At 71.7% G+C, this 22,249-nt stretch carries 22 protein-coding genes and 1 riboswitch; of the genes, 14 read left to right on the top strand and 8 right to left on the bottom strand.

The genetic code is table 11. From position 1 onward, the window contains the following. Window positions 1-12: 12 nt before the first annotated feature. The 5 genes from P3G67_RS21320 to P3G67_RS21300 all read left to right on the top strand — a co-directional run bounded on the left by P3G67_RS21320 (window position 13) and on the right by P3G67_RS21300 (window position 4,657). Window positions 13-969, top strand: coding sequence for an FHA domain-containing protein (locus tag P3G67_RS21320; RefSeq protein WP_391858313.1), 957 nt, complete (start codon window positions 13-15; stop codon window positions 967-969). Window positions 970-995: 26 nt separating this feature from the next. Then, window positions 996-1,733: a transcriptional regulator FtsR gene (ftsR, locus tag P3G67_RS21315; RefSeq protein ID WP_276094879.1), complete on the top strand. Its 738-nt coding sequence runs from the start codon at window positions 996-998 to the stop codon at window positions 1,731-1,733. A 148-nt stretch (window positions 1,734-1,881) separates the two neighbouring features. Beyond that, complete coding sequence (locus tag P3G67_RS21310) at window positions 1,882-2,355, top strand: bifunctional nuclease family protein (protein WP_255924243.1); 474 nt, start codon at window positions 1,882-1,884, stop codon at window positions 2,353-2,355. Window positions 2,356-2,651: 296 nt separating this feature from the next. Next, window positions 2,652-3,203, top strand: a complete 552-nt coding sequence (locus P3G67_RS21305) for a MerR family transcriptional regulator (RefSeq protein WP_391858312.1) — start codon at window positions 2,652-2,654, stop codon at window positions 3,201-3,203. 74 nt (window positions 3,204-3,277) lie between these two features. Then, the gene (locus tag P3G67_RS21300; RefSeq protein WP_276094877.1) at window positions 3,278-4,657 is read left to right on the top strand and encodes a DNA polymerase IV; all 1,380 of its coding nucleotides are present in this window, start codon (window positions 3,278-3,280) and stop codon (window positions 4,655-4,657) included. A 4-nt stretch (window positions 4,658-4,661) separates the two neighbouring features. Here P3G67_RS21300 and P3G67_RS21295 read toward each other — a convergent pair whose 3' ends face one another. After that, window positions 4,662-5,048, bottom strand: a complete 387-nt coding sequence (locus tag P3G67_RS21295) for a PRC-barrel domain-containing protein (RefSeq protein WP_276094876.1) — start codon at window positions 5,046-5,048, stop codon at window positions 4,662-4,664. 217 nt (window positions 5,049-5,265) lie between these two features. Further along, window positions 5,266-5,369, top strand: a riboswitch (glycine riboswitch). Between the two features lie 198 nt (window positions 5,370-5,567). On the opposite strand from P3G67_RS21295, the gene gcvP reads away from it, so the two are divergent. Continuing rightward, complete coding sequence (gcvP, locus tag P3G67_RS21290; RefSeq protein WP_276094875.1) at window positions 5,568-8,456, top strand: aminomethyl-transferring glycine dehydrogenase; 2,889 nt, start codon at window positions 5,568-5,570, stop codon at window positions 8,454-8,456. Window positions 8,457-8,516: 60 nt separating this feature from the next. On the opposite strand, the gene P3G67_RS21285 is transcribed toward gcvP, so the two are convergent. Together P3G67_RS21285 and P3G67_RS21280 are read right to left on the bottom strand one after the other, a co-directional pair. Then, window positions 8,517-8,723 carry a DUF5999 family protein gene (locus P3G67_RS21285; RefSeq protein ID WP_269857138.1) on the bottom strand — a complete coding sequence of 69 codons (207 nt, stop codon included), beginning with the start codon at window positions 8,721-8,723 and terminating at the stop codon, window positions 8,517-8,519. A 333-nt stretch (window positions 8,724-9,056) separates the two neighbouring features. Then, the gene (locus P3G67_RS21280; RefSeq protein WP_269857139.1) at window positions 9,057-9,641 is read right to left on the bottom strand and encodes a hypothetical protein; all 585 of its coding nucleotides are present in this window, start codon (window positions 9,639-9,641) and stop codon (window positions 9,057-9,059) included. Window positions 9,642-10,207: 566 nt separating this feature from the next. Here P3G67_RS21280 and P3G67_RS21275 point away from each other — a divergent pair. Both P3G67_RS21275 and P3G67_RS21270 read left to right on the top strand, forming a co-directional pair. Then, window positions 10,208-11,710 (top strand): glutamate--cysteine ligase, encoded by a 1,503-nt coding sequence (locus P3G67_RS21275; RefSeq protein WP_276094874.1) that lies wholly within the window; start codon window positions 10,208-10,210, stop codon window positions 11,708-11,710. 122 nt (window positions 11,711-11,832) lie between these two features. Continuing rightward, a complete protein-coding gene (locus tag P3G67_RS21270) occupies window positions 11,833-12,624 on the top strand; it encodes a CPBP family intramembrane glutamic endopeptidase (protein WP_276094873.1) in 792 nt (263 codons plus the stop codon). 34 nt (window positions 12,625-12,658) lie between these two features. Here P3G67_RS21270 and P3G67_RS21265 read toward each other — a convergent pair whose 3' ends face one another. After that, complete coding sequence (locus P3G67_RS21265) at window positions 12,659-13,474, bottom strand: PhzF family phenazine biosynthesis protein (RefSeq protein WP_276094872.1); 816 nt, start codon at window positions 13,472-13,474, stop codon at window positions 12,659-12,661. Between the two features lie 189 nt (window positions 13,475-13,663). Between P3G67_RS21265 and P3G67_RS21260 the strand changes: the two genes are divergently transcribed. Continuing rightward, window positions 13,664-14,284 (top strand): PadR family transcriptional regulator, encoded by a 621-nt coding sequence (locus tag P3G67_RS21260; protein WP_276094871.1) that lies wholly within the window; start codon window positions 13,664-13,666, stop codon window positions 14,282-14,284. A gap of 72 nt (window positions 14,285-14,356) precedes the next feature. Here the strand turns inward: P3G67_RS21260 and P3G67_RS21255 are convergent, their stop codons facing one another. Further along, window positions 14,357-14,785, bottom strand: coding sequence for a type II toxin-antitoxin system Rv0910 family toxin (locus P3G67_RS21255; protein ID WP_276094870.1), 429 nt, complete (start codon window positions 14,783-14,785; stop codon window positions 14,357-14,359). A gap of 163 nt (window positions 14,786-14,948) precedes the next feature. Between P3G67_RS21255 and P3G67_RS21250 the strand changes: the two genes are divergently transcribed. The 4 genes from P3G67_RS21250 (at window position 14,949) to P3G67_RS21235 (ending at window position 18,546) form a co-directional block, all read left to right on the top strand. After that, the gene (locus P3G67_RS21250; protein WP_276094869.1) at window positions 14,949-15,635 is read left to right on the top strand and encodes a pyridoxine/pyridoxamine 5'-phosphate oxidase; all 687 of its coding nucleotides are present in this window, start codon (window positions 14,949-14,951) and stop codon (window positions 15,633-15,635) included. 164 nt (window positions 15,636-15,799) lie between these two features. Then, entirely contained in the window at window positions 15,800-16,366 is a 567-nt protein-coding gene (locus P3G67_RS21245) for a Clp protease N-terminal domain-containing protein (protein ID WP_276094868.1), read from the top strand. 12 nt (window positions 16,367-16,378) lie between these two features. Continuing rightward, on the top strand, window positions 16,379-17,374 hold the full coding sequence (locus P3G67_RS21240) for an EamA family transporter (protein ID WP_276094867.1): 996 nt from the start codon (window positions 16,379-16,381) through the stop codon (window positions 17,372-17,374). Window positions 17,375-17,544: 170 nt separating this feature from the next. Next, window positions 17,545-18,546: a DMT family transporter gene (locus P3G67_RS21235; protein ID WP_276094889.1), complete on the top strand. Its 1,002-nt coding sequence runs from the start codon at window positions 17,545-17,547 to the stop codon at window positions 18,544-18,546. Here P3G67_RS21235 and P3G67_RS21230 read toward each other — a convergent pair. Together P3G67_RS21230 and P3G67_RS21225 are read right to left on the bottom strand one after the other, a co-directional pair. Continuing rightward, window positions 18,536-19,186: an FMN-binding negative transcriptional regulator gene (locus tag P3G67_RS21230; RefSeq protein WP_276094866.1), complete on the bottom strand. Its 651-nt coding sequence runs from the start codon at window positions 19,184-19,186 to the stop codon at window positions 18,536-18,538. The two genes, P3G67_RS21235 and P3G67_RS21230, sit on opposite strands and share 11 nt — an antisense overlap. Further along, window positions 19,180-19,854, bottom strand: a complete 675-nt coding sequence (locus P3G67_RS21225) for a pyridoxamine 5'-phosphate oxidase family protein (RefSeq protein ID WP_276094865.1) — start codon at window positions 19,852-19,854, stop codon at window positions 19,180-19,182. Before P3G67_RS21225 ends, P3G67_RS21230 begins: the two co-directional genes overlap by 7 nt. 35 nt (window positions 19,855-19,889) lie before the next feature. Between P3G67_RS21225 and P3G67_RS21220 the strand changes: the two genes are divergently transcribed. After that, window positions 19,890-21,221, top strand: coding sequence for an aminotransferase class I/II-fold pyridoxal phosphate-dependent enzyme (locus P3G67_RS21220; protein ID WP_276094864.1), 1,332 nt, complete (start codon window positions 19,890-19,892; stop codon window positions 21,219-21,221). Window positions 21,222-21,232: 11 nt separating this feature from the next. On the opposite strand, the gene P3G67_RS21215 is transcribed toward P3G67_RS21220, so the two are convergent. Next, window positions 21,233-22,201 (bottom strand): DMT family transporter, encoded by a 969-nt coding sequence (locus tag P3G67_RS21215; protein WP_276094863.1) that lies wholly within the window; start codon window positions 22,199-22,201, stop codon window positions 21,233-21,235. Window positions 22,202-22,249 lie beyond the last annotated feature (48 nt).

The raw sequence follows: 22,249 nt of genomic DNA, 5'->3' as shown, positions 1-22,249 counted from the left end.
ACGTGGTGGAAACTGTGGAGTGGCCTGGTTCGTTGTCCGGATGACCGGAACGGCCGGTCGGTGTTGCGAGGGTTCGTCCTGCCCCACGGGCGGGTCTGTTTCTTTCAAGGGGAATCGCCCGTGAAGTTGTTTGAGAAGTTGTTCGGCAGGCGCGCACGTCAGGCGGGTGACCCGGCTACGGCGCGTCACCGGGCACCACGGCAGGCGCAGGGTGAGGGGACGGGCCAGGAGCGTCCGCTTTTCCGGGATGAGTCGGTTGCTCCGGGTGGCGACATTTCGGGTGGCCATGGGCCGGTATCTGTTGACCCTGCCGCGTCGGGCCGCATAGGTTTCCAGGAACCATCGACCTCAGGTACGGGTGGAGGGTTTTCCTCCGACCCGTATGCGTCGAACGTTCCCGCGGGCCAGCCGCGGCAGGAGGCTCAGCCCATGGCGTCCTTGCCGGTGTGTGTGAGGTGCGGACACCAGAACGCGGAAGCGAGCCGCTTCTGCTCCAACTGCGGTGCGCCGCTGCGCGGTGGTGCCGCCGCGGAGCGCTCCTCCGAGACCACCTCCACCATCTCGATCTCCGGCCTGGAGGCCTACGAGGCCGAGGTGACCGGTCAGACGGCGCTGCCGTGGCTGACCCCGGAGGCGCAGGCCGCGGTGGAGGCGCTGCCGCTCGGTTCGGCGCTGCTGGTGGTCAAGCGCGGCCCGAACTCCGGCAGCCGGTTCCTGCTGGACAGCGAGGTCACCACGGCCGGACGGCACCCGCAGAGCGACATCTTCCTGGACGATGTGACGGTGTCTCGGCGGCACGTCGAGTTCCGCAGGGGTGCCGACGGCGGGTTCAGCGTGGCCGACGTCGGCAGCCTCAACGGAACGTACGTGAACCGTGAGCCGATCGACTCCGTTGCACTCAACAACGGAGACGAAGTGCAGATCGGCAAGTACCGGCTGGTCTTCTACACGAGCCAGCGGAGCTACTGACCCGCACACCCGCAAGGGGAAGGTTCATGCTGCGTACACCGCCGGGCGGTGCCGGAAACGGCACCGCCGCCACGGACGGGCGGCTGATGAGCATCGGAGCGGTGCTCGCGCTGCTGCGTGACGAGTTTCCCGAGGTCACCATCTCGAAGATCCGCTTCCTGGAAGCGGAGGGCCTGGTGGAGCCGCAGCGCACTCCTTCCGGGTACCGGAAGTTCGGGGTACGCGATGTGGAACGGCTGGCTCAGGTGCTGCGGCTGCAGCGGGACCACTACCTGCCGCTGAAGGTGATCAGGGAGTACCTCGACGCGCTGGACGCGGGCGAGCAGGTCGCCCTGCCGGGCCCGGCCGAGCCGGTGGACCTGCTGGACGCGGGTACGGAGCAGCACAGCGGCGGTGGGTCCCGGATCGCCCGGGAGGAGCTGCTGGCCGCCTCCGGCGTCGGCGAGGAGGAGCTGAACGGCTGGGAGTCGTACGGCCTGATCGAGCCGGACGCGGACGGCGTGTACGACGCCGAGGCGGCAGCTATCGCCAAGCTCATCCGCGACCTCGGTGACTTCGGGTTGGAGCCGCGTCATCTGCGGGCGGTCAAGGCCGCCGCGGACCGCCAGGTCAGCCTGGTGGAGCAGGTGGTCGCGCCGTTGCGCCGGCACCGAAACCCGCAGACCAGGGCGCATGCCGAGGCGACGGCGCGGGAGCTGGCCGCCCTGTCGGTACGGCTGCACGCCGCACTCGTCCAGTCGGCGCTGCGGGTCCGGCAGATCTGAACGGGATCTGGCAGCCGCGGTTGACTCGGCGGTAACCATGTATGTCCTGGTCACTGGCGAAATGTTTCGGCCGGCGGGCGGGCCGGGTGTCCCGAGGGGCGGGACGCCCGACTACCCAAAGTCTTCGGTAACGGCCTAGGGTTGCTGTGTGAATGAGCTCGACGTCGTGGGTGTCCGGGTGGAAATGCCCTCCAACCAACCGATCGTGCTGCTGCGCGAAGTGGGCGGCGACCGGTACCTGCCCATCTGGATCGGACCGGGGGAGGCGACCGCGATCGCCTTCGCCCAGCAGGGCATGACGCCCGCGCGCCCGCTGACCCACGACCTCTTCAAGGACGTTCTCGACGCGGTGGGCCAGCAGCTCACCGAGGTACGGATCACGGACCTGAGGGAGGGCGTGTTCTACGCGGAGCTGGTGTTCGCCAGCGGGGTCGAGGTGAGCGCACGGCCGTCGGACGCCATAGCGCTCGCGCTGCGCACCGGAACGCCGATCTTCGGCAGTGACGGTGTCCTGGACGACGCGGGGATCGCCATCCCCGACGAGCAGGAGGACGAGGTCGAGAAGTTCCGGGAGTTCCTCGACCAGATCTCTCCGGAGGACTTCGGCACCAGCAACCAGTGACCCGGCCGAGGCCGTTCAGCGCATTCGGCTAGCCTTTCCCGCCGAGAGGGCACGCGAAACCACTCTTGGGGTGGAAACCACTCGGCGTGCCGAGTGTGGCGATCGTTGACGCACTCCGAGTGACTCCCTACCGTCGAGTGGGAAAGTCCTGGAGGGTGCAATGCCGTGTCCCCCGCGGATCCGTGGCGGGCAGGGTCGCGTACCTGTGTGCTCCGGGATGTGAAGGGACGGAGGTCGGCGTGAGAAGCACCGGCGACGGGGCGGCCGCGGGCGGTGCGTTTCCGGTCCACGGGGCCGTGTCCCGTACCCCGCACCGCACGGCGGACGAGGGTGTCACGGGGGCGGAGCGCGAGGCCGAGAGCGTCGGCTACCGAGGCCCGACGGCCTGTGCGGCGGCCGGGATCACCTACCGGCAGTTGGACTACTGGGCCCGCACCGGCCTGGTCGAGCCCAGTATCCGGCCCGCGTACGGGTCCGGAACCCAGCGACTTTACAGCTTCCGCGACGTCGTCGTCCTCAAAATCGTCAAGCGGCTGTTGGACACCGGCGTCGCTCTGCAGAACATCCGTACCGCGGTGCGCTATCTGAGCACCTGGGCCGAGGCGGACGCGGTCCGCACCACGCTGATGTGCGACGGGGCCACGGTCTACGAGTGCACCTCGCCGGACGAGGTGGTGAGCCTGCTTCAGGGCGGCCAGGGCGTCTTCGGCATCGCGGTGGGCGTGGTCTGGCGGGACGTGGAGAGCAGCCTCGCCCAGCTGCACGGCGAGCGGGTGGACACCGGAGAGACGCTGGTCGGGCACAACCCCGGGGACGAACTCGCCCGCCGCCGCAACCGCGCGGGCTGACCGCCGCAGCGGCCATCCGGCCTGCCGTACACATGTACGGCGGTTGTCGGTGTCATACGGCAGCATCAGTGGCTGTGAGGAACACACCGACGATCCTGCATCTCGACATGGATGCCTTCTTCGCCGCGGTGGAGCAGGCAGCCAAGCCGAGCCTGCGTGGAAAGCCGGTGGTGGTCGGCGGTCTTGGGCCGCGCGGTGTGGTCTCCACGGCCTCGTACGAGGCGCGGGTCTACGGTGTGCACTCCGCGATGGCGATGGCGCAGGCCAGGCGGCTGTGCCCGAACGCGGCCTATCTGACACCCAGATTCGGGCTGTACCGCCAGGTGAGTGACACGGTCATGGCCCTGCTGCACGAGCTGTCGCCGCTGGTGGAGCCGCTCAGCCTGGACGAGGCGTTCGTCGACCTGGCCGCCGGCGAGTGCGGCGAGCGGCTGCGCGCGCTGCCGGAGTCCGAGCTGCCGACCAGGGTGCGCCAGGTCGCCGAGCGGCTGCGCGCGGACATCACGGCGGCCACCCGGCTGACCGCCTCGGTCGGGCTGGCCAGCTCCAAGCTGCTGGCCAAGATCGGTTCCGACGCCGCCAAGCCCAACGGCCTGGTGGTCATCGAACCGGGCACGGAGCAGGACTTCCTCGGCCCGAAGACGGTTCGCACCCTGTGGGGCGTCGGCCCGGCCACCGCCGAGCACCTGCGGAGGGCGGGGATCACCACGGTCGCCGATGTCGCCGAGGCGGGCGAGGCCGAGCTGGTCCGGCTGCTCGGCAAGGCGCACGGCGCCTCGCTGTACGCCATGGCCACCGGGCAGGACGACCGGCCGGTGGTGGCCGACCGGGACGTGAAGTCGATATCGGTGGAGGACACCTTCGACGTGGACCTCACCGACCGGGCCCGGGTGCGGGCCGAGGTGGGCAGGCTGGCGGACCGCTGTGTCCAACGGCTGCGCTCCGCGGGCCGATCCGGCCGTACCGTCGTCCTCAAGGTGCGCCGCTACGACTTCACCACGCTCACCCGCTCCGAGACGCTGCGCGCGCCCACCGACGATCCGCTGGTGGTCAGGGAGACCGCCGGACGGCTGATCGAGGCGGTGGACACCACCGGAGGGGTCCGGCTGCTCGGCGTCGGAGTGGCGGGCCTCGCGGACTTCACCCAGGAGGACCTCTTCGCCCAGGTCCAGGAGGACGGCCGGGCCGAGCCGGAGTCCGCCGACACCGCCCCGGTGCGTCCGGAGCCGGTCCCCGGGCCGGTCGCGCGCCTCTGGAGACCGGGCCAGGACGTGACGCACGCCGAGCACGGCCCCGGATGGGTGCAGGGCAGCGGGGTGGGCCGGGTCACCGTCCGCTTCGAGGTGCCGGGCGGTGTGCCGGGCCGGGTGCGCACCTTCGCGGTGGACGATCCGCTGCTGGCGCCCGCCGAGCCGCTGCCGCTGGTGCCCGCGCCCGCGGCGGATCCGCCGTAGCCGGTCAGTCCGGGGCGTCCTCGCCCGCGATGCGGCCGAAGTCGGTGTCGGCGGGCGGCTTCGCCTCGGGCCCCGGAGGCGGCACCTCCAGGCCGTAGTGGTGGTAGAGCTGGAGTTCCTGCTCGGGGGAGAGATGCCGGCCGACGCCGAAGTCCGGGGCGTCCTTGACCAGGGCCTTGTCGAACGGCACCAGCAGCGAATCGCCCTCCAGTTCGCTGGGCTCCAACGGGACGAACGCGTCGCGCCCGAACAGCCCGGTGCGCACCGCGGCCCACTCCGGCTCGCCCGTCGCGTCGTCGAGATACACCTCGTCCACCGTGCCGATCTTCACGCCGTTTCGGTCGAACGCCTTGCGGCCGATCAGGCTCCGCGGATCGATATCGGTCTGCACGATCCCTCCATGTGGTCGAAGGGGCCCCTCCCATGCCCGCGAGGCGATGGGCGGGGATACCTCCCACGCCCTCAAGGCGGTGGGGGAAGTCCACCACCTTCACGAAAAGCCACATTCCGGGGCGTGTCGAATCGAGAGGGCGGTCAAGTCCGGTCGAAGGACCATTCGAGGACCATCGGTTTGCGACGACTGCGCTGGTAGGGTTGCAAGTGGCCGCTGACCCTGTGCGGGAGAGTCCTGACGACACCGGAAACCGTCGCCAGGCGCCGAAGGAGCAAACCCTCCCCGGAATCTCTCAGGCATCCGTACCGCGCGGACGAGGTCACTCTGGAAAGCAGGGCGGGCTGACTCGGTGCGTGATCGGGCCGGGGCGGTTCCCGTCCTCACCGACGGTGAAAGCCGCGCCGCCTCGGCGGTCGCGGTGAAGCTCTCAGGTCGATGACAGAGGGGGAGGCCGACAGGGCACCGCGCCGAGGTGCCCCTCGCTAGGTCGCACACCGACCAGGAGGCCTCCCAGAGATGACCGCCCACCGCATCCCCCTCGCCGAGCTGGAGCGCGACACGCCGTTCGAGCGGCGCCACGTCGGGCCGGACGCCGGCGCCCAGGCCAAGATGCTCGCCCAGGTCGGCTACGGCTCGCTGGACGAGCTGACCGCGGCAGCCGTGCCCGACACCATCAAGAGCCTTGAGGCGCTGCGCCTGCCGGACGCCCGTACCGAGGCCGAGGTACTGGCCGAGCTGCGCTCCCTCGCCAACCGCAACCAGGTGCTGGCCCCGATGATCGGCCTGGGCTACTACGGCACCTTCACCCCGCCGGTGATCCTGCGCAACGTGCTGGAGAACCCGGCCTGGTACACCGCGTACACCCCGTACCAGCCGGAGATCTCGCAGGGCCGCCTGGAGGCGCTGCTCAACTTCCAGACCCTCGTCGCCGATCTGACCGGACTGCCCACCTCCGGTGCCTCGCTGCTGGACGAGGGCACCGCCGCCGCCGAGGCGATGGCGCTGGCCCGGCGGGTCGGCAAGGTCAAGGACGGTGTCTTCCTGGTCGACGCCGACTGCTTCCCGCAGACCACCGCGGTGATCCAGACCCGCGCGGAGCCGACCGGGGTCGAGGTCGTCGTCGCCGACCTGTCCGCCGGGATCCCCGACGGGATCGCCGAGCGCGGGGTGTTCGGCGTGCTGCTCCAGTACCCGGGCGCCTCCGGCGCGGTACGCGATCTGCGGCCGGTCATCGAGCGGGCGCACGAGCTCGGCGCGATCGTCACCGTCGCCGCCGATCTGCTGGCGCTCACCCTGCTCACCTCGCCAGGCGAGCTGGGCGCCGACATCGCGGTGGGCACCAGCCAGCGGTTCGGGGTGCCCATGGGCTTCGGCGGACCGCACGCCGGATACATGGCGGTGCGCGAGCAGTACGCCCGCAGCCTGCCCGGCCGCCTGGTCGGCGTCTCGGTGGACGCGGACGGCAACAAGGCGTACCGGCTGGCGCTGCAGACCCGTGAGCAGCACATCCGCCGGGAGAAGGCGACCAGCAACATCTGCACCGCACAGGTGCTGCTCGCCGTGATGGCCGGGATGTACGCGGTCTACCACGGCCCCGAGGGCCTGGCGGCGATCGGCCGCCGGGTGCACCGCCAGGCCGCGGTGCTCGCCGAGGGGCTGCGCGCGGGCGGCGTCGAGGTGCTGCACGGCAGGTTCTTCGACACCGTCACCGCCCGGGTTCCCGGCCGCGCCGCCGATGTGGTGGCCGCCGCCCGCCGGGCCGGGATCAACCTGCGGCAGGTGGACGCCGACCTGGTCGGTGTCGCCTGCGACGAGACCACCGACCGGGCCCAACTGGCCGCCGTCTGGGACGCGTTCGGCGTGGCGGGGAACGACATCGACGCGCTGGACGGGGCCACCCCGGACGCGTTGCCTAACGGCCTGCTGCGCGAGGTCGACTACCTGACCCACCCGGTCTTCCACCAGCACCGCTCCGAGACCGCGATGCTGCGTTACCTGCGCCGCCTCGCCGACCGCGACTACGCGCTGGACCGCGGCATGATCCCGCTGGGCTCCTGCACGATGAAGCTCAACGCGACCACCGAGATGGAGCCGGTCACCTGGCCGGAGTTCGGCGCGCTGCACCCGTTCGCCCCCATCGAGCAGGCGGAAGGCTATGTCACGCTCATCCGCGAGCTGGAGGAGCGGCTGGCCGAGATCACCGGCTACGACAGGGTGAGTATCCAGCCCAACGCCGGTTCGCAGGGCGAACTTGCCGGTCTGCTCGCGGTGCGCGCGTACCACCGCGCCAACGGCGACACCCAGCGCACGGTCTGTCTGATTCCGTCTTCCGCCCACGGCACCAACGCGGCCAGTGCCGTGATGGCCGGGATGAGGGTCGTGGTGGTCAAGACCAGCACGGACGGCGATGTGGACCTGGACGATCTGCATGCCAAGATCGATCAGTACCGCTCGGAACTGGCCGTTCTGATGGTCACCTACCCCTCCACACATGGGGTGTTCGAGGACAACATCGCCGATGTCTGCGCCACCGTGCACGAGGCGGGCGGCCAGGTCTACGTCGACGGCGCCAACCTGAACGCGCTCGTCGGGCTCGCCCAGCCGGGCAAGTTCGGTGCCGACGTCTCGCACCTGAACCTGCACAAGACCTTCTGCATCCCGCACGGCGGTGGCGGCCCCGGCGTCGGCCCGGTGGCGGTGCGCGCGCACCTGGCCCCCTACCTGCCGAACCACCCGCTCCAGCCAACCGCCGGTCCGGCCACCGGAGTCGGCCCGATCTCGGCGGCGCCATGGGGTTCGGCGGGCATCCTGCCGATCTCCTGGGCGTACGTACGGCTGATGGGCGGTGCGGGGCTGCGCCGGGCCACCCAGGTCGCGGTGCTCAGCGCCAACTACGTGGCCAAACGGCTGGCCCCGTACTTCCCGGTGCTGTACACCGGGCCCGGCGGGCTGGTCGCCCACGAGTGCATCATCGACCTGCGGCCGATCACCAAGGCGACCGGGGTGACCGTGGACGACATCGCCAAGCGGCTGATCGACTACGGGTTCCACGCGCCGACCATGTCGTTCCCGGTGGCGGGGACGCTGATGATCGAGCCGACCGAGAGCGAGGACCTGGCGGAACTCGACCGGTTCTGCGCGGCGATGATCGCAATTCGCGGTGAGGTCGACCGAGTTGGCTCCGGGCAGTGGCCCGCGGATGACAACCCGCTGCGCAACGCGCCGCACACCGCGGCCACGCTCACCCGCGCCTGGAACCACCCGTACAGCCGCGAGGAGGCCGTCTTCCCGGCCGGGGTCTCGGCGGCCGACAAGTACTGGCCGCCGGTACGGCGGATCGACGGCGCGTACGGCGACCGCAACCTGGTCTGCTCGTGCCCGCCGCTGGACGAGTACGACGCCTGATCGAAGACCGTGGGACCGGGGCGGCGGCGATCCGCCGCCCCGGTTCGCGGCACGGTGTGATCAGGCCGCGGTGGCGATGTTCCCGGCGTCCAGCGGCCGGTGCGGAGCGATGATCTGTCCGTCCGGCAGCAGCTCACCGGTGTCCTCGAAGAGCAGGACGCCGTTGCACAGCAGGCTCCAACCCTGTTCCGGGTGGTGGGCCACAGGGTGTGCGGCCTCGCGGTCGGCGGAGTCTGCGGACGGGCACTGAGGCTGGTGCTGGCACATTGACGTGGTCTTTCGCTGCGATTGGTTTGCTGTGCGGCTGGATCGGTGGTCTACCGTGCTCATGGCCGCCCCCCGTTTCGATTCGGTCGGGTCCAGTCTTGCCCTACGGGCCTGGTTCCGCAGGGATTTCGGCTCAGCTCTCCTCAACAGTTGGGGACGCGTCACCCGCCCGGGCGGTTGCCGCTGGATCCACCACCGCCGGGACGGCCCGCGTCAGTGGATACGTTACGGCGCACGTTCCGGTTCAGCGCGCCACCGGAACGCGCCACCCGCAGCGACAGTGCGCCCCCGGCGCTCTGGCCGGGGGCGCACGGGTTCGCGCCGCGCGTTCCGCTACACCCCGCTGCCGAGCAGCGGCACCGGACTGAGCCGGTGGGTGAGCACCGGCACCAGGTCCGCCACGCGATACGGTCGGTGCGCCGCGATGCCCGGCGGTGCCGGGGCCAGCGGAATCAGCACGTCCGCCGGGGCGGGCTGGGCGTCGTCACCGTCCGCGAGGTCGCCGTGCAGCCACAGGCAGAGCATGTACAGGCCGGGGATGGACAGCAGCCGCGGCTGGTACGCGGACGGCAGCAACTCCGCCTGCCGTAGCGCGTGCTCGGTGGAGGCGAGGTAGGGCCCCTCGCAGAAGTGCGCGAACGCCCAGCCGTCCGGGGTGATCATGGTCTCGGCCGCAGCCACCACCCGGTCGCCGCCGCGGACGAGGAACCGCCACCCGGTCAGCCTGGCCCGTGGCATCCCGTCGCTCGCCGCTACCGGGTTCAGCAGATGGACCGCAAGCGGGTGCTCGGGCACCAGCGGACCGGCGGAGGCGCGCAGGGCGGGCGTGCTGGCGGCGCGGACAGCCACCGGGGAAGCAAGGGCCGCGAGAACGCTGCGCAGAGCGGGCGCGGGGGCCGGGGGGACATGCAGCGGCATTGTGGGTCGCCTCTCGCTGGAGACAGGGTGGTGCAGGACGCGGTGCGTACGGCTCTGTGTACGTTGTGAAGCTGCTGTACTACAGGGTGTTACGAGACGCTGTCGGCCGGGCACCCCACCCGTGGGGGCGCGGGATGTCCGGTTCCGGCGGTGGCATGCAGAGTTCTTCCCGGGGCCTGGGTGTGCGCGGGGGCGCACCCGGCGGGTCGTGGAGTCTCTGCCTGTGCGCGAAGTTTATACGAAACGTGTTCGCCCGGCGATTCGGCTACCGGGTTGCGGTAGTAGTGGCAAGGCTGTATCAAGCCGTTCGATCGCGCTATTCAGAACCATTCTCGAGCAGCATAGCGGCGATACGCTGGCACAACAACGGCTGCGCGGATGGCCGGTTCCCGCGCATGATTTTTCGGGTCGGTCGTGCCAGTTGGGCTGGACGGATTCGTATGCCAACGGAATGTGCCGGAACGGCCGAACCGAGCGCCCCGCGTCCACCGGGCGCACGCTGGGCGTTATGGATCCGCTGTGCGGGGCATCATCGGTGCACGGCCCATACGAGGAGGGACCCTGCGATGGGAGAAAAGGTCGTGGCCAGCGGGTTCGACCTGTCCGATCGACAGCGGTACCGGCGCAAGCTGCAGCAGTGTCTGGCGGGTCTGGAGCGACTCCTGGAGGAGAGGCGTTTCGACCGGCCCCGCAACCTGATGGGGCTGGAGATCGAATTGAATCTCGCGGATTCCGACGGACTGCCCCGCATGATGAACGAAGAGGTCCTGGAACGCATCGCCAGCCGGGATTTCCAGACGGAACTCGCGCAGTTCAACATCGAAGTGAACATCGCCCCGCACCGGCTCTCGGGGCGGGTCCTCGATCAACTTGCGGAAGAACTGCGGATAGGCCTTGGATATGCCGACCGCAAAGCCGCGGAAGTCGGCGCGAGTATCGTCATGATCGGAATTCTGCCGACCCTCAGCGCACAGGACCTGGTACAGGCGAACCTCTCCCGGGTCGACCGCTACCGGCTGCTCAACGATCGCATCCTGGCGGCCCGTGGCGAGGACCTCACCCTGGACATCGAGGGCGTCGAACACCTCACGTCCACCTCCGGCTCCATCGCCCCGGAGGCGGCGGCCACCTCGATGCAGATGCACCTCCAGGTGACGCCCGGCCGCTTCGCCGCCGTGTGGAACGCGGCGCAGGCGGCGGTCGGCCCGCAGATCGCCCTGGGCGCCAACTCGCCGTTCCTGTTCGGCCGCGAGCTGTGGCGGGAGACCCGCCCGGTGCTGTTCCAGCAGGCCACCGACACGCGCCCGCAGGAGCTGATCGCGCAGGGCGTGCGTCCGCTGACGTGGTTCGGCGAAAGGTGGATCACCAGCGCCTACGACCTGTTCGCGGAGAACGTGCGCTACTTCCCGTCCCTGCTGCCCATCTGCGATGACGAGGACCCGCTGCGGGTGCTGGACGAGGGCGGCATACCGCGGCTGAAGGAACTGCAACTGCACAACGGCACCATCTACCGCTGGAACCGGCCGGTCTACGCGGTCGTCGACGGCGTACCGCATCTGCGAGTGGAGAACCGGGTGATGCCCGCCGGTCCCACCGTGACCGACGTGGTGGCCAACGCCGCGTTCTACTACGGCCTGATCCGCGCTCTCGCGGAGTCCTCGCGTCCGGTGTGGACCAGGATGCCGTTCTCGGCCGCCGCCGAGAACTTCGAGACCGCCTGCCGCCAGGGCATCGAGGCGGAGCTGACCTGGCCGCGCCCCGGGCGCGGCGGTCTGACCCGCGTACCCGCCGTACGGCTGGTACAGGACGAACTGCTTCCGCTCGCCTCGGCGGGGCTCGACGCGTGGGGCGTGGCGCCCGCCGACCGGGACCGCTACCTGGGGGTGATCGAGGAGCGCTGCCGCTGCCGGGTCAACGGCGCCTCCTGGCAGGCCGCCGCCTACCACCGCGCACTGGAACGCGGCCTGGACCGGCACAAGGCGCTGGCCGCGATGACCCGCCGCTACAGCGAGCTGATGCGCTCCGGCGACCCGGTGCACAGCTGGCCAGCGGGGCTGCCGCTGAGCTGAGCGCCTATTGTGTGCGAACGGCGGAGTGCCGGCGGATCGCACAGACGGAGGCATGTGTGCACGGAGAGTTTTCCGAGGGCACCGGCGGCACCTCGACGGGGTCCGCCCGCGTTGGGAGTGCTGTGACACCCTCCACCCCGCGCGGAACCCACGGATCCGCCCTCGCCCCGCGCACCCTGCGCAGTGAGACCCTGCTGGTGCTGGCCCTCTCGCTGGGCGCCAGCGCGGTCAGCGCGCTCATCAGCTTCACCGGATCGATCACCAAGCCCGGTGCGCTGCGGAACCAGGCGGCCACCCTGGTCGGCACCCAGGCGCCCGGACGGCCCTGGCTGGACCTGGCGTGGCAGCTGTTCACGGTGGGGACCGCGCTTGTCCCGGTCGCGCTGGTCGCGCATCTGCTGGCCAGGGAGGGCGTCGGGATGCGGTCGATCGGCTTCGACCTGCGCCGGCCGCGCTTCGACCTGGCATGGGGCGCGCTCGTCGCGGCGGGCATCGGCGGTACCGGTCTCGCGCTCTACCTGGGCGCGCGGGCGGCCGGGGTCAACCTCACCGTGGTGCCGGAGTCGCTGCCCGATGTGTGGTGGCGGATTCCGGTACTCATCGCGGCGGCGGTGCAGAACGCGGTGGTCGAGGAGGTCATCGTCGTCGGCTATCTGCTGCGCAGGCTGGACCAGTTGGGCTGGCGGTCGGGCGCGGCGCTGGCGGTGAGCGCGGTGCTGCGCGGTTCGTACCACCTCTACCAGGGCATCGGCGGGTTCGTCGGCAACATGGTGATGGGCGTCATCTTCGTGCTGCTGTACCGCCGTTGGGGCCGGGTGGGACCGCTGGTGGCGGCGCACGCGCTGATCGACACCGTGGCCTTCGTCGGCTACGTGCTGCTGGCGGGCAAGGTGGGCTGGCTGCCGACGAAGTGAGCGTGCCGGGGGCGCGAGGCCCCCGGCACGCGCGTCAGGCCAGCAGGTCACCCTCGATGACGGTGACCGCGTGGCCGGTGAGCAGGGTGCGGTCGCCGTGCAGCGCGGTGCGCACCAGGCCGGTACGGGCGGAGGCCTGGAGTCCGGTCAGTTCGGTACGGCCGAGGCGTGCGGACCAGAACGGGGCGAGCGCGGTGTGGGCGCTGCCGGTGACCGGGTCCTCGGGGATGCCCACGGCCGGGCCGAAGAACCGGGAGACGAAGTCGTAGCCGCCGGTCCGGTCCCGCGCGGCGGCGGTGACGATCACACCGCGGTGCGGGAGTCGGCCGATCGCCGCCAGGTCGGGGGACAGCTCGCGCACCGCCGACTCGTCGGGCAGCTCGACCAGCAGGTCACCGACGTTCCGCCCGGTGTCGTAGGCCCCGAGCACCGGCGCGCCCAGCGCCTGCGGCAGTGCGCTGGGCGGCTCCACCGGGGCGAGCGGGGCGGTGGGGAAGTCCAGTGTGACCGCGCCGCCGTCGGCGGACGCGGCGCGTAGCACGCCGCTGCGGGTGGTGAAGCGGATCATGCCGGTCGCGGCGCCGGTGCTCAGCAGGGTGTGCGCGGTCGCGAGGGTGGCGTGGCCGCACATGTCGACCTCGGTCACCGGGGTGAACCAGCGCAGCGCCCAGTCCGCCGGTGCGCCGGGCGGCAGCGGATAGGCGAAGGCGGTCTCCGACAGGTTGACCTCGGCGGCCACCTGACGCATGCGGTCCTCGTCCGGGAACCCGTCTGCGTCGAGCAGTACGACACCGGCCGGGTTGCCGGCGAACGGGCGGGCGGTGAAGGCGTCAACGATGCGGATCTTCATGATCGCGACGGTATCCGGCCCGGGCGGCCGCCGGACACGGCCAATTCACGGAAGCTGGCACAAGAGCCTTGCCGACCGACAGTCACCGATATATCGTTGAAGCATCGCGACAGATCAACGAAGGATCTGCGAGCCTCGTGCGCGATCCGCGCACGTCGGCACACCCATCGACATGGAAGGAGCGCGACCATGCGTTCCCACGGACACGGATACGGACGAGAGTGCCGCGGACCGGGCGGCGAGCGCCTCGCCCAGGGCACGGAGGGCTTCGAGCAGCGGCGGGCGGCCTTCGGCCCGTTCGGGCCGCCGTTCGGCGGCGGGCCATGGGGGCATGGCCGAGGGCGCGGCGGTCCGCGCGGTCGGGCGCGGCGCGGTGATGTGCGGGCGTCGATCCTGGCGCTGCTCAGGGACCGGCCGATGCACGGCTACGAGATGATCCAGGAGATCGGCGAGCGCAGCGGCGGCGCGTGGAAGCCGAGCCCCGGCTCGGTCTACCCCACACTGCAACTCCTGGAGGACGAGGGCCTGATCGAGAGCGCGACCGAGGGCGGCAAGAAGCTGTTCACGCTCACCGACGCGGGCCGCGCCGAGGCCGAGGGCGGACCTGACGCGCCCTGGGAGGAGGCCGGACGGGGCGTCGACTGGGAGGCGATGAACGAGATCAGGCAGGCGGGCTTCGGTCTGGTCGAGGCATTCCGCCAGGTCTGGTCGACCGGTACCCCCGCCCAGCGGGAGAAGGCGATGGCGGTCGTCAACGACGCCCGCAAGAAGCTCTACCTGATCCTGGCCGACGAGCCCGCCGACCAGTAGTCGAGGTTCCACCGGGGTCCGGCACCACCGGTCCCCGCCGCGCGGGACAGCGGAACCGGCGGTCCTGGAGGGCTACTCCACCAGGACCGCCAGTTCGCGCAGGCTCTCGTTCAGGGCGCCGGTCGCCGAGTCCTTGAGCCTGCCCGCCATCAACGACACCGCGGCGCCGGTGAAGCTGCCGTCGACGCGGACCGTCGTCTCGTCGGCGTCAGGGACGAGCTCGTACCGCATGGCGAGGCTGACGCCCATCGGCCCGGTGCCCGTGGTGGACAGCACTCGTTCGGGTGTCAACTCGGCCACCGTCCAGGTGACTTCGGCGGGAAAGCCCATCAGCTTCATGTTCTCCACGTACACCGCGCCGACCGCCAGTGGATCCGGGCCGCCCTTGGGGAAGCCGCTGTGCGTGGCGTTCCACCGCCCGTACGCGGCGAAGTCGGTCAGCTGCCGCCAAACGCGTGCTACCGGAGCCGCGATGCGGGCCTCCGCGGTGACCTCGGCCATGGTGACCACCCTGCGTCCCTCGGGTGCCGCGTGGCATCGCGGCAGCGGTGCCGCGGAACGTAGCCGCTCGGGTGCGAATACTCAATACTGATTGCCCGTCAGAAACGCGTGGTCCGCGGTGTGACAGGATCAAGGTGGCGAACCGGAGTCAGGAGGGCCGAGGGTGGAGTACGAAGCGCTGCGCGAACGGTTGCGCCGCACACCGGCGTTGGCCGCACCGCTGCCCGCGTTCGACCCCCGGCAGGCGCCGCCGGAGCCCGGGCCGCTGTTCGCCGACTGGCTCACCGACGCCCTCGACGACGCCGTACCGGAACCGCATGTGATGACGCTCAGTACGGCCGACGCGGCCGGGCGCCCCTCGTCCCGCGTGCTGATGCTGCGCGGATTCGAACTCGACGCGGGCGCACTGGGCTTCGTCTTCGCCAGCGAGGCCGCCAGCCGCAAGGGCCGGGAGCTGACCGCCAACCCCCACGCGGCGCTGAACTGGTACTGGCCGCGGCACGGCCGCCAGATCCGGGCCACCGGACCGGTCACGGCACTGGATCGGCAGGCCGCGTGCGAGGACTTCCTCGGCCGCAGCGAACCCTCCCGGGCCGCCGGGTTCACCGGCCTGATGAGCGCCGAACTCCCGGACACCGACGCGTATTCGGCTTACCAGCGGGCCCGCGCCCACGCCCGCGAGATCGTCAGCGCGGACCCGCGGGCCGTACCGGACGGTCACACGGTCTATGTGCTGCGCGCCGACGAGGCCGAGTTCTTCCAGGGCGACAGCGGCCCCGACCGGTTCCACCGCAGGCTGCGGTACGTGCGCGAGGGTGAGCGGTGGACGAGGCGGATGCTGTGGCCGTGACCGCCGTCGCGGCCCGGCTCGCCGCACCCGTGCCCTGACGGCGGCGCCGGTGAATCTCATCCCTGAGGAGGAGGCGGCGGTCATTCGTACCCTTCTTGGGGTGGATGGGCAAATGCCTCCCGGCGTGGATGCTTCGGGCGCTATGTCCTGATGGGGTGAGAGTCGTGCACAGCGACACCCGTCCCGGAGAACCCACCAGCGCCAGAAGCGGACCGCAGTTGAGCGTGGAACTGCTGTCGGTGGTCTCCAGCGCGCGTCGGCGTGCCTCCCGGGACGGGGACCGCCAGGTGGACACCGCCCATCTGCTGCACTCCCTGCTGGAGTCCGACCCGAGGGCGCGCGAGGCGCTCGCCGCCGGCACCGCCGACGGCACCGCGCGGGTCGCCCGGGTGCTGGCGTACCTGGTGCAGCGCACCATCGGATACGGCATGCAGTGGCGCGGCACCGTCGAGGACTCCGGCGCCCTGCCGGTCCTGGCCAGGGACATCGCACCAGGCTGCAGCCCGTCCGCCGTCGTCGCGCTGGACGAGGCCGGGCACCACGCGACGGCGCGCGGCGCTGCCGCCGCCGACGGCGTGGACCTGTTGGCCGCCCTCGCCGCCGACCCCGAGTGCCGGGCCGTGGAGGTGCTGCGGGCCGCCGGGTTCGACCCTGCCCGGCTGGCCGCCACCCTGCCCCGGCACGGCACCGCGCTGGAGCACCTGGGTGAGGGGCCGACCCTGGCGGGCTGACATGATGACCCGATGGAAGGGATATCGGGGACGACGGCGCGCAGATCCGGCCTGCTGCCCGCGCTGACCTCGGCTCTCGCGTTCGGCGGTTCGGGCGTCGCGGCCAAGCCGCTGATCGAGGCCGGGCTGGCGCCGCTGCACGTGGTGTGGCTCCGGGCCGCCGGTGCCGCGGTGGTCATGCTCCCGGTGGCGCTGCGCCACCGGGACGTGCTGCGCCGCCGCCCCGGATTGCTTGCCGGTTACGGCCTGTTGGCCGTCGCCGGGGTACAGGCCTGCTACTTCGCCGCGCTCTCCCGGGTTCCGGTAGGGGTCGCACTGCTCGTGGAGTACCTGGCGCCCGCGCTGGTGCTGGGCTGGGTGCGGTTCGTCCAGCGGCGGTCGGTGAGCAGGTCGGCGGCGATCGGCGTGGTACTGGCCGTGCTGGGCCTGGGCGCGGTGGTCGAGGTGTGGCACGGGCTGAGCTTCGACCCGCTCGGACTGCTGCTCGCGCTCGGCGCCGCGTGCTGCCAGGTGGGCTACTTCATCCTCTCCGACCACGGCAGCGAAGGGGACGACCCGGTCGACCCGTTGGCGGTCATCGCCTACGGGTTGCTGATCGGCGCCGTGCTGCTCACCGTGGTCGCCAGGCCCTGGGAGATGCACTGGCGGGTGCTGGCCAGCCAGGCGGCGCTCGGCGACAAGTCGGTGCCCGCGATCCTGCTGCTGGCGTGGCTGGTGCTGGTCGCCACCGTGGTCGCCTACCTGACCGGAGTGCTGTCCATCCGCCGGCTGTCCCCGCAGGTCGCGGGCGTGGTGGCCTGCCTGGAGGCGGTGATCGCGACGGTACTGGCCTGGTTCCTGCTCGGCGAGAAGCTGGGTGGCTGGCAACTGGCCGGTGGCGCCGCGGTGTTGGCCGGTGCGTTCATCGCCCAGACGGCCACACCGAAGGCCGCGACCGATGCCGTCGCCGGATCGCTGGCGGATCCGGCCCAGGACAAGGGGTTGTCCGACACCACGAGCCACGCCTAGGGTGGCGATCATGCACCAGACAGTTCTCCCGCCTCCCGCCGCCTAGCGCGGGTGGCGAAGCCACGGAAGACCGGCTCGGGGTCACGGACCTGACCGAGCGGGTCGTCGCCGCCCGCACCCGGGATCACGCGACCACCTGACTCTTCCGTTGGAGAACGCACGTGTCACGCATGTCCGGCCGGACTGCCGGCCGTCCCCTGCCCGTCGGGCGGGGCCTGCTCTACGTCGCCTTCGCCGCCACCGCCTGGGGAACCGCGGGCGCGGCGGCCGCCCTGCTCTACCGGGTCGGCGACTTCGGCCCCATCACCCTGTCCTTCTGGCGCTACGTCGGCGGCCTGGTGCTGCTGCTCCCGGTGCGGGCCATCGGCCGCCGCGGTCGTCCGGCCGCCGGCCCGGTCGCCGAGCCGCGCCGCAGGGTTGTCCGCCGCATCCTGGTCACCGGTGTCGGGCTGACCGTCTTCCAGAGCGCGTACTTCGCCTCCGTCCAGTCCACCGGACTCGCCGTCGGCACGGTGGTCACGCTGGGCGCGAGTCCCGTACTGGTCGCGCTCGGCGCCCGGCTCACCATGGGCGAACGGCTCGGCAGGGCCGGGGCGTTGGCGGTGCTCGGCGCCTTCGCCGGGCTGGCCGTGCTGCTGCTCGCCGACGACGGCGGTGCGTCCGGCGCGGTGCGTCCGGCGGGCGTGGGCTGGGCGCTGCTGTCGGCCGCGGGCTACGCCTGCATCACGCTGCACACCCGTTGGACCGCCAGGCGGGGCGGCGGCACCGATCCACTGACGACCACGATGTGGGCGTTCGCCGTCGGCGCCGTCTGCCTGCTGCCGCTCGCGGCCATGGACGGCCTGTGGCCGCAGGTGCACGACGTCGGCCGCGCGCTGTCACTGCTCGGCTATCTCGCCTCGGTGCCCACGGCACTCGCCTACGCGCTGTACTTCGCGGGCGCGGCGGTGGTGCGGGCGGCCACCGCCTCGGTCTTCACCCTGATCGAACCGGTGGCCGCCGGAGCGCTCGCCGTCGTACTGCTCGGTGAACGCCTCACGGTGTCAACGGTGTCGGGCACCGTGATCCTGATCGGCGCGGTGACCGCCCTGGCCATAGCCGAAACCCGCGGCGCCCGCACCGAGTGGGCGGTACACCGGGCCGCCCGCGAGGAGGAGGCGGTCAGCTCCTAGCCTCCGGGGCCGCCGCGAGGCGGCGCAGCTGGTGTTCGCGGGCCGCCGCGTCATGGCCGGTGGCCCGCCGCGCCAGCAGACCGGTGACCCGCTGCTGCATGGCACGCGGCTTGTTGCCGCCGTACTTGAACTTGGCCCGGACATCGGCGACTTCGAGCCGCAGCCCGCGGATCCCGGGCAGCATCCGGCCGAACGGCGGCTGTCCCGGCGCGACCTCGGCGTAGTCGCCGTCCGGCTGGAAGTGCGCCAACTGCCGGTGCAGCAGCTCGGCCTTCAGTTGTGCGTCGTCCACGATGTGGGCGACGCACAGCAGCTGTACGGCCGCGTAGAAGCTGGTGGGGGTGCCGTGCTCGGGCGGCGCGCCGTCCGGGGCGTGCCAGGGGCCGGGGATGAACACGTAGTCGTCGACCACGCTCAGCGTGACGCGCGGGGCGGCTTCCAGCGCGGCCCAGATCGGATTGGGCCGGGCCAGATGCGTGACCACCTCGGCACGCTCGGGGTCGTAGGCGAAGTGCAGCGGCTGGACGAACGGCGGCTCGCCGTCAAGACCGTTGACCGCGAGCTGGCCGAAGTCGTGGGCGCCGAGCCAGTGCTGCCACTCGTCGTCGCCGAGGGCCGCGTCCCAGGGGTGGATCAGCATCGACTCTCCTGGCGGGCTCCGAGGTACGCGGGCACGGCGATCGACGGGTCCAGGTCATCGGCCGGGATCGGCGGCCCGTAGCCACGGGTGACCGGCAGGACACCGCTCCAGTGCGGCAGTTCCAGGTCCGCGTCGTCGTCGTTGGGACCGCCGGTGCGGATCTTGGCCGAGACCTCGGCCAGGTCCAGGCGGATGACGGCGGTGGCGGCCAGCTCCCTGGCGTTGGCGCGCCGCGAGTCGTCGGCGCGGCCCGGCACGATGTGGTCGACCAGCGCGTCCAGCGCCTCGGCGCGCTCGGCCGGGTCGGTCACCTGGTGGGCGGTGCCGTGCACCACCACCGATCGGTAGTTGATCGAGTGGTGGAACGCCGAGCGGGCCAGCACGATCCCGTCCACATGGGTGACCGTGAGGCAGACCGGCAGACCCTCGTCCTGCCGGGCGCCGCGCAGCGCGGGGGAGCCGGTGGAACCGTGTGCGTAGAGACGCTCACCGACCCGCGCGTAGAGGGTGGGCAGCACCACGGGCGCGCCGTCGCGCACGAAGCCCAGGTGGCAGATGTAGCCCTCGTCCAGTATCGAGTGCACGGTCTCCCGGTCCCAGGAACCGCGCTCCGGTGAGCGGGTGGGCACCGTGCGCTCGGTGCGCGGGTACGAGGTGGTGGCCGCCATCGCGTCCTCCTTTGCACTAGTGCATAATGGTGTTTGTGCTAGGAGAGTATCGGATCACTGGGCGGCGCGCTACGGAGATCGCCGCCGACGTCGAACGCGCCATCGGCGACGGGGAGTTGCAGCCCGGCCAGGCGCTGCCCCCGCTGCGGGAACTCGCCGGGCGGTTGGGGGTGAACCCGAACACGGTCGCCGCCGCGTACCGGCTGCTGCGCGACCGGGGGGTCATCGAGACGGCGGGCCGGCGCGGCAGCCGGGTACGGCACCGCCCGGCCAGCACACCACGCGAGGAACTCGGCGTGGTGGTGCCGCCCGGCGCCCGCGACCTGTCCAGCGGCAACCCCGACCCGGCGCTGCTGCCCCCGCTGGACGACGCTCTCGCCGCCGCGGCGAAGGCGAACGCCGAGCACCCCATGCTGTACGGAATGCCGGGCGTCAACCCGGAGTTGGCCGCGCTTGCCCGTGCCGGATTCGACACCGACGGTGTGCCGGACGGTCCGGTCACCGTCACCTCCGGCTCCCTCGACGCCATCGAGCGGGTACTGGGAGCCCATCTACGGCCCGGCGACGCGGTCGCGGTCGAGGACCCCGGCTGGGGCAGCCTGCTCGACCTGATCCCGGCGCTCGGACTGCGGACCGTACCGGTCGCCGTGGACGACGACGGACCGCTGCCTGGCGGTGTGGAGCGGGCGCTGCGCTCCGGCGCCCGCGCGCTGATCGTCACCGACCGGGCGCAGAACCCCACCGGCGCGGCCGTCACCGAGACCCGTGCCCACGCACTGCGGGAGGTCCTCGCCGCCCATCCCGACGTACTGCTCGTCGAGGACGACCACGGCCACGCCATCGTCGACCTGCCGCTGCATCCGCTGGGCGGCAGCACCCGGCACTGGGTCGTCGTACGGTCCGCCGCCAAGGCGTACGGCCCCGATCTGCGGATCGCCGTGCTCACCGGCGACCCGACCACCGTCGACCGGGTGCAGGGCAGGTACCGGCTCGCCGCGGGCTGGGTCAGCCAGTTGCTGCAGAGCGCCCTGCTGCACCTGTGGCGGACCGGCGCGGTAGACCCCGCGGCGGTCGCGGCCTCGTACGGACGGCGGCGGGACGCCCTGGTCGCCGCGCTGGCCGAACGAGGGGTGGCCAGCCATGGGCGCAGCGGAATGAACGTGTGGGTCCCGGTGCCCGACGAGACGGGGGCGATGCTGCGGCTCCAGCAGAGCGGCTGGGTGGCCGCTCCGGGCGCCCGGCACCGGGTGGCCTCCCGGCCGGGGGTACGGGTGACGGTCTCACCGCTGGCCTTGGGCGAGGTCGACGCCGTGGCCGAGGCGGTGGCGCTGGCGGCGCGGCCCGGCGGGGGACTGCGGTACGGGTGACGGTGTGCCGCTCAGCGTGACCGGGTCTGGGTCAGGGCCGCGCCCATCAGCACGATCACCGCGCCCACCGGCTCGTTCCACGTGAGGTGTTCGCCCAGCAGGAAGACACCGGCCGTCGTGGCGACCACCGGGACCAGATAGGTGACCATGGTCGCGATGGTCGGGCCGGCCTCCTGCACCAGCCCGTACTGCACCAGGAACGCCAGGCCGGTGCCCAGCGCGCCGAGCGCCACCACCGAGAGCACCGAGGCGATCGGGAACGAGCTGGGCGGCGAGGTGAACAGCGGTGTGACCACGGCCAGTTGGAGGGTGCCCAGGGCCAGCTGCCCGGCGGACAGCGACAGACTGGACTCGCCGGTGTTGGCGAGCGTACGGCGCACGTAGATCCAGCCGACCGCGTAGCTGGCCGAGGCGATCAGCGCGAGCGAGGTGCCCAGCGGGTCCTGCCCGGAGAAGCCCTGCCAGGCGCCGAGCACCGTCAGCACGCCGGCGAAGCCCAGCCCGACCCCGGCCAAGCGGCGCCGGGTCGGCCGGTCCTCGGCGAGCGCGACCACCGACAGCAGCATGCTGAACAGGGGGGTGGTGGCGTTGCAGATGCCCGCCAAGGTCGACGGAATGGTCAACTCCGCGTAGGCGAACAGGGAGAACGGCAGGGCGTTGAGCAGGAAGGCGGCCACCAGCAGATGGCCCCACACCCGCCCGGCGCGCGGCAGCCGCTGGCGCTTGACGGCCAGCACGGTGACCAGCACCGCCGTTCCGAAGACCATCCGGCCCAGGGTGACCTGGAGCGGGGCGAACGCCTCCGTGGCCACCTTGATGAACAGGAAGCTGAACCCCCAGATGAGCGCCAGCGCGAGGAACCGGATCCGCCAGTCCACCGCACGGCGGCGGGGTGCGGGGTCACTCACAGGGGAGGCGGCGGTGGGGGAGCCGGAAGCGGGCGAGGCGGAGGTGGCGGCGGAACTCGTGGTGGCGCTCATGGCAAGCAGGATGCCGGGAGGTCATCTCTTAGGACAAGTGAGTTTTCG

The organism is Streptomyces silvisoli (genome assembly GCF_029269905.1).
Classification (GTDB): domain Bacteria; phylum Actinomycetota; class Actinomycetes; order Streptomycetales; family Streptomycetaceae; genus Streptantibioticus_A; species Streptantibioticus_A silvisoli_A.
This window is presented reverse-complemented; position numbering and strand designations above follow the sequence as displayed.

Excerpts from the sequence above, each read along its gene's own strand:
- ftsR (WP_276094879.1), top strand. The coding sequence starts at position 996 with ATGCTGCGTACACCGCCGGGCGGTGCCGGAAACGGCACCGCCGCCACG.
- gcvP (WP_276094875.1), top strand. The coding sequence starts at position 5,568 with ATGACCGCCCACCGCATCCCCCTCGCCGAGCTGGAGCGCGACACGCCG.
- P3G67_RS21285 (WP_269857138.1), bottom strand. The coding sequence starts at position 8,723 with ATGTGCCAGCACCAGCCTCAGTGCCCGTCCGCAGACTCCGCCGACCGC.
- P3G67_RS21280 (WP_269857139.1), bottom strand. The coding sequence starts at position 9,641 with ATGCCGCTGCATGTCCCCCCGGCCCCCGCGCCCGCTCTGCGCAGCGTT.
- P3G67_RS21275 (WP_276094874.1), top strand. The coding sequence starts at position 10,208 with ATGGGAGAAAAGGTCGTGGCCAGCGGGTTCGACCTGTCCGATCGACAG.
- P3G67_RS21265 (WP_276094872.1), bottom strand. The coding sequence starts at position 13,474 with ATGAAGATCCGCATCGTTGACGCCTTCACCGCCCGCCCGTTCGCCGGC.
- P3G67_RS21260 (WP_276094871.1), top strand. The coding sequence starts at position 13,664 with ATGCGTTCCCACGGACACGGATACGGACGAGAGTGCCGCGGACCGGGC.
- P3G67_RS21255 (WP_276094870.1), bottom strand. The coding sequence starts at position 14,785 with ATGGCCGAGGTCACCGCGGAGGCCCGCATCGCGGCTCCGGTAGCACGC.
- P3G67_RS21240 (WP_276094867.1), top strand. The coding sequence starts at position 16,379 with ATGGAAGGGATATCGGGGACGACGGCGCGCAGATCCGGCCTGCTGCCC.
- P3G67_RS21235 (WP_276094889.1), top strand. The coding sequence starts at position 17,545 with ATGTCCGGCCGGACTGCCGGCCGTCCCCTGCCCGTCGGGCGGGGCCTG.
- P3G67_RS21230 (WP_276094866.1), bottom strand. The coding sequence starts at position 19,186 with ATGCTGATCCACCCCTGGGACGCGGCCCTCGGCGACGACGAGTGGCAG.
- P3G67_RS21225 (WP_276094865.1), bottom strand. The coding sequence starts at position 19,854 with ATGGCGGCCACCACCTCGTACCCGCGCACCGAGCGCACGGTGCCCACC.
- P3G67_RS21215 (WP_276094863.1), bottom strand. The coding sequence starts at position 22,201 with ATGAGCGCCACCACGAGTTCCGCCGCCACCTCCGCCTCGCCCGCTTCC.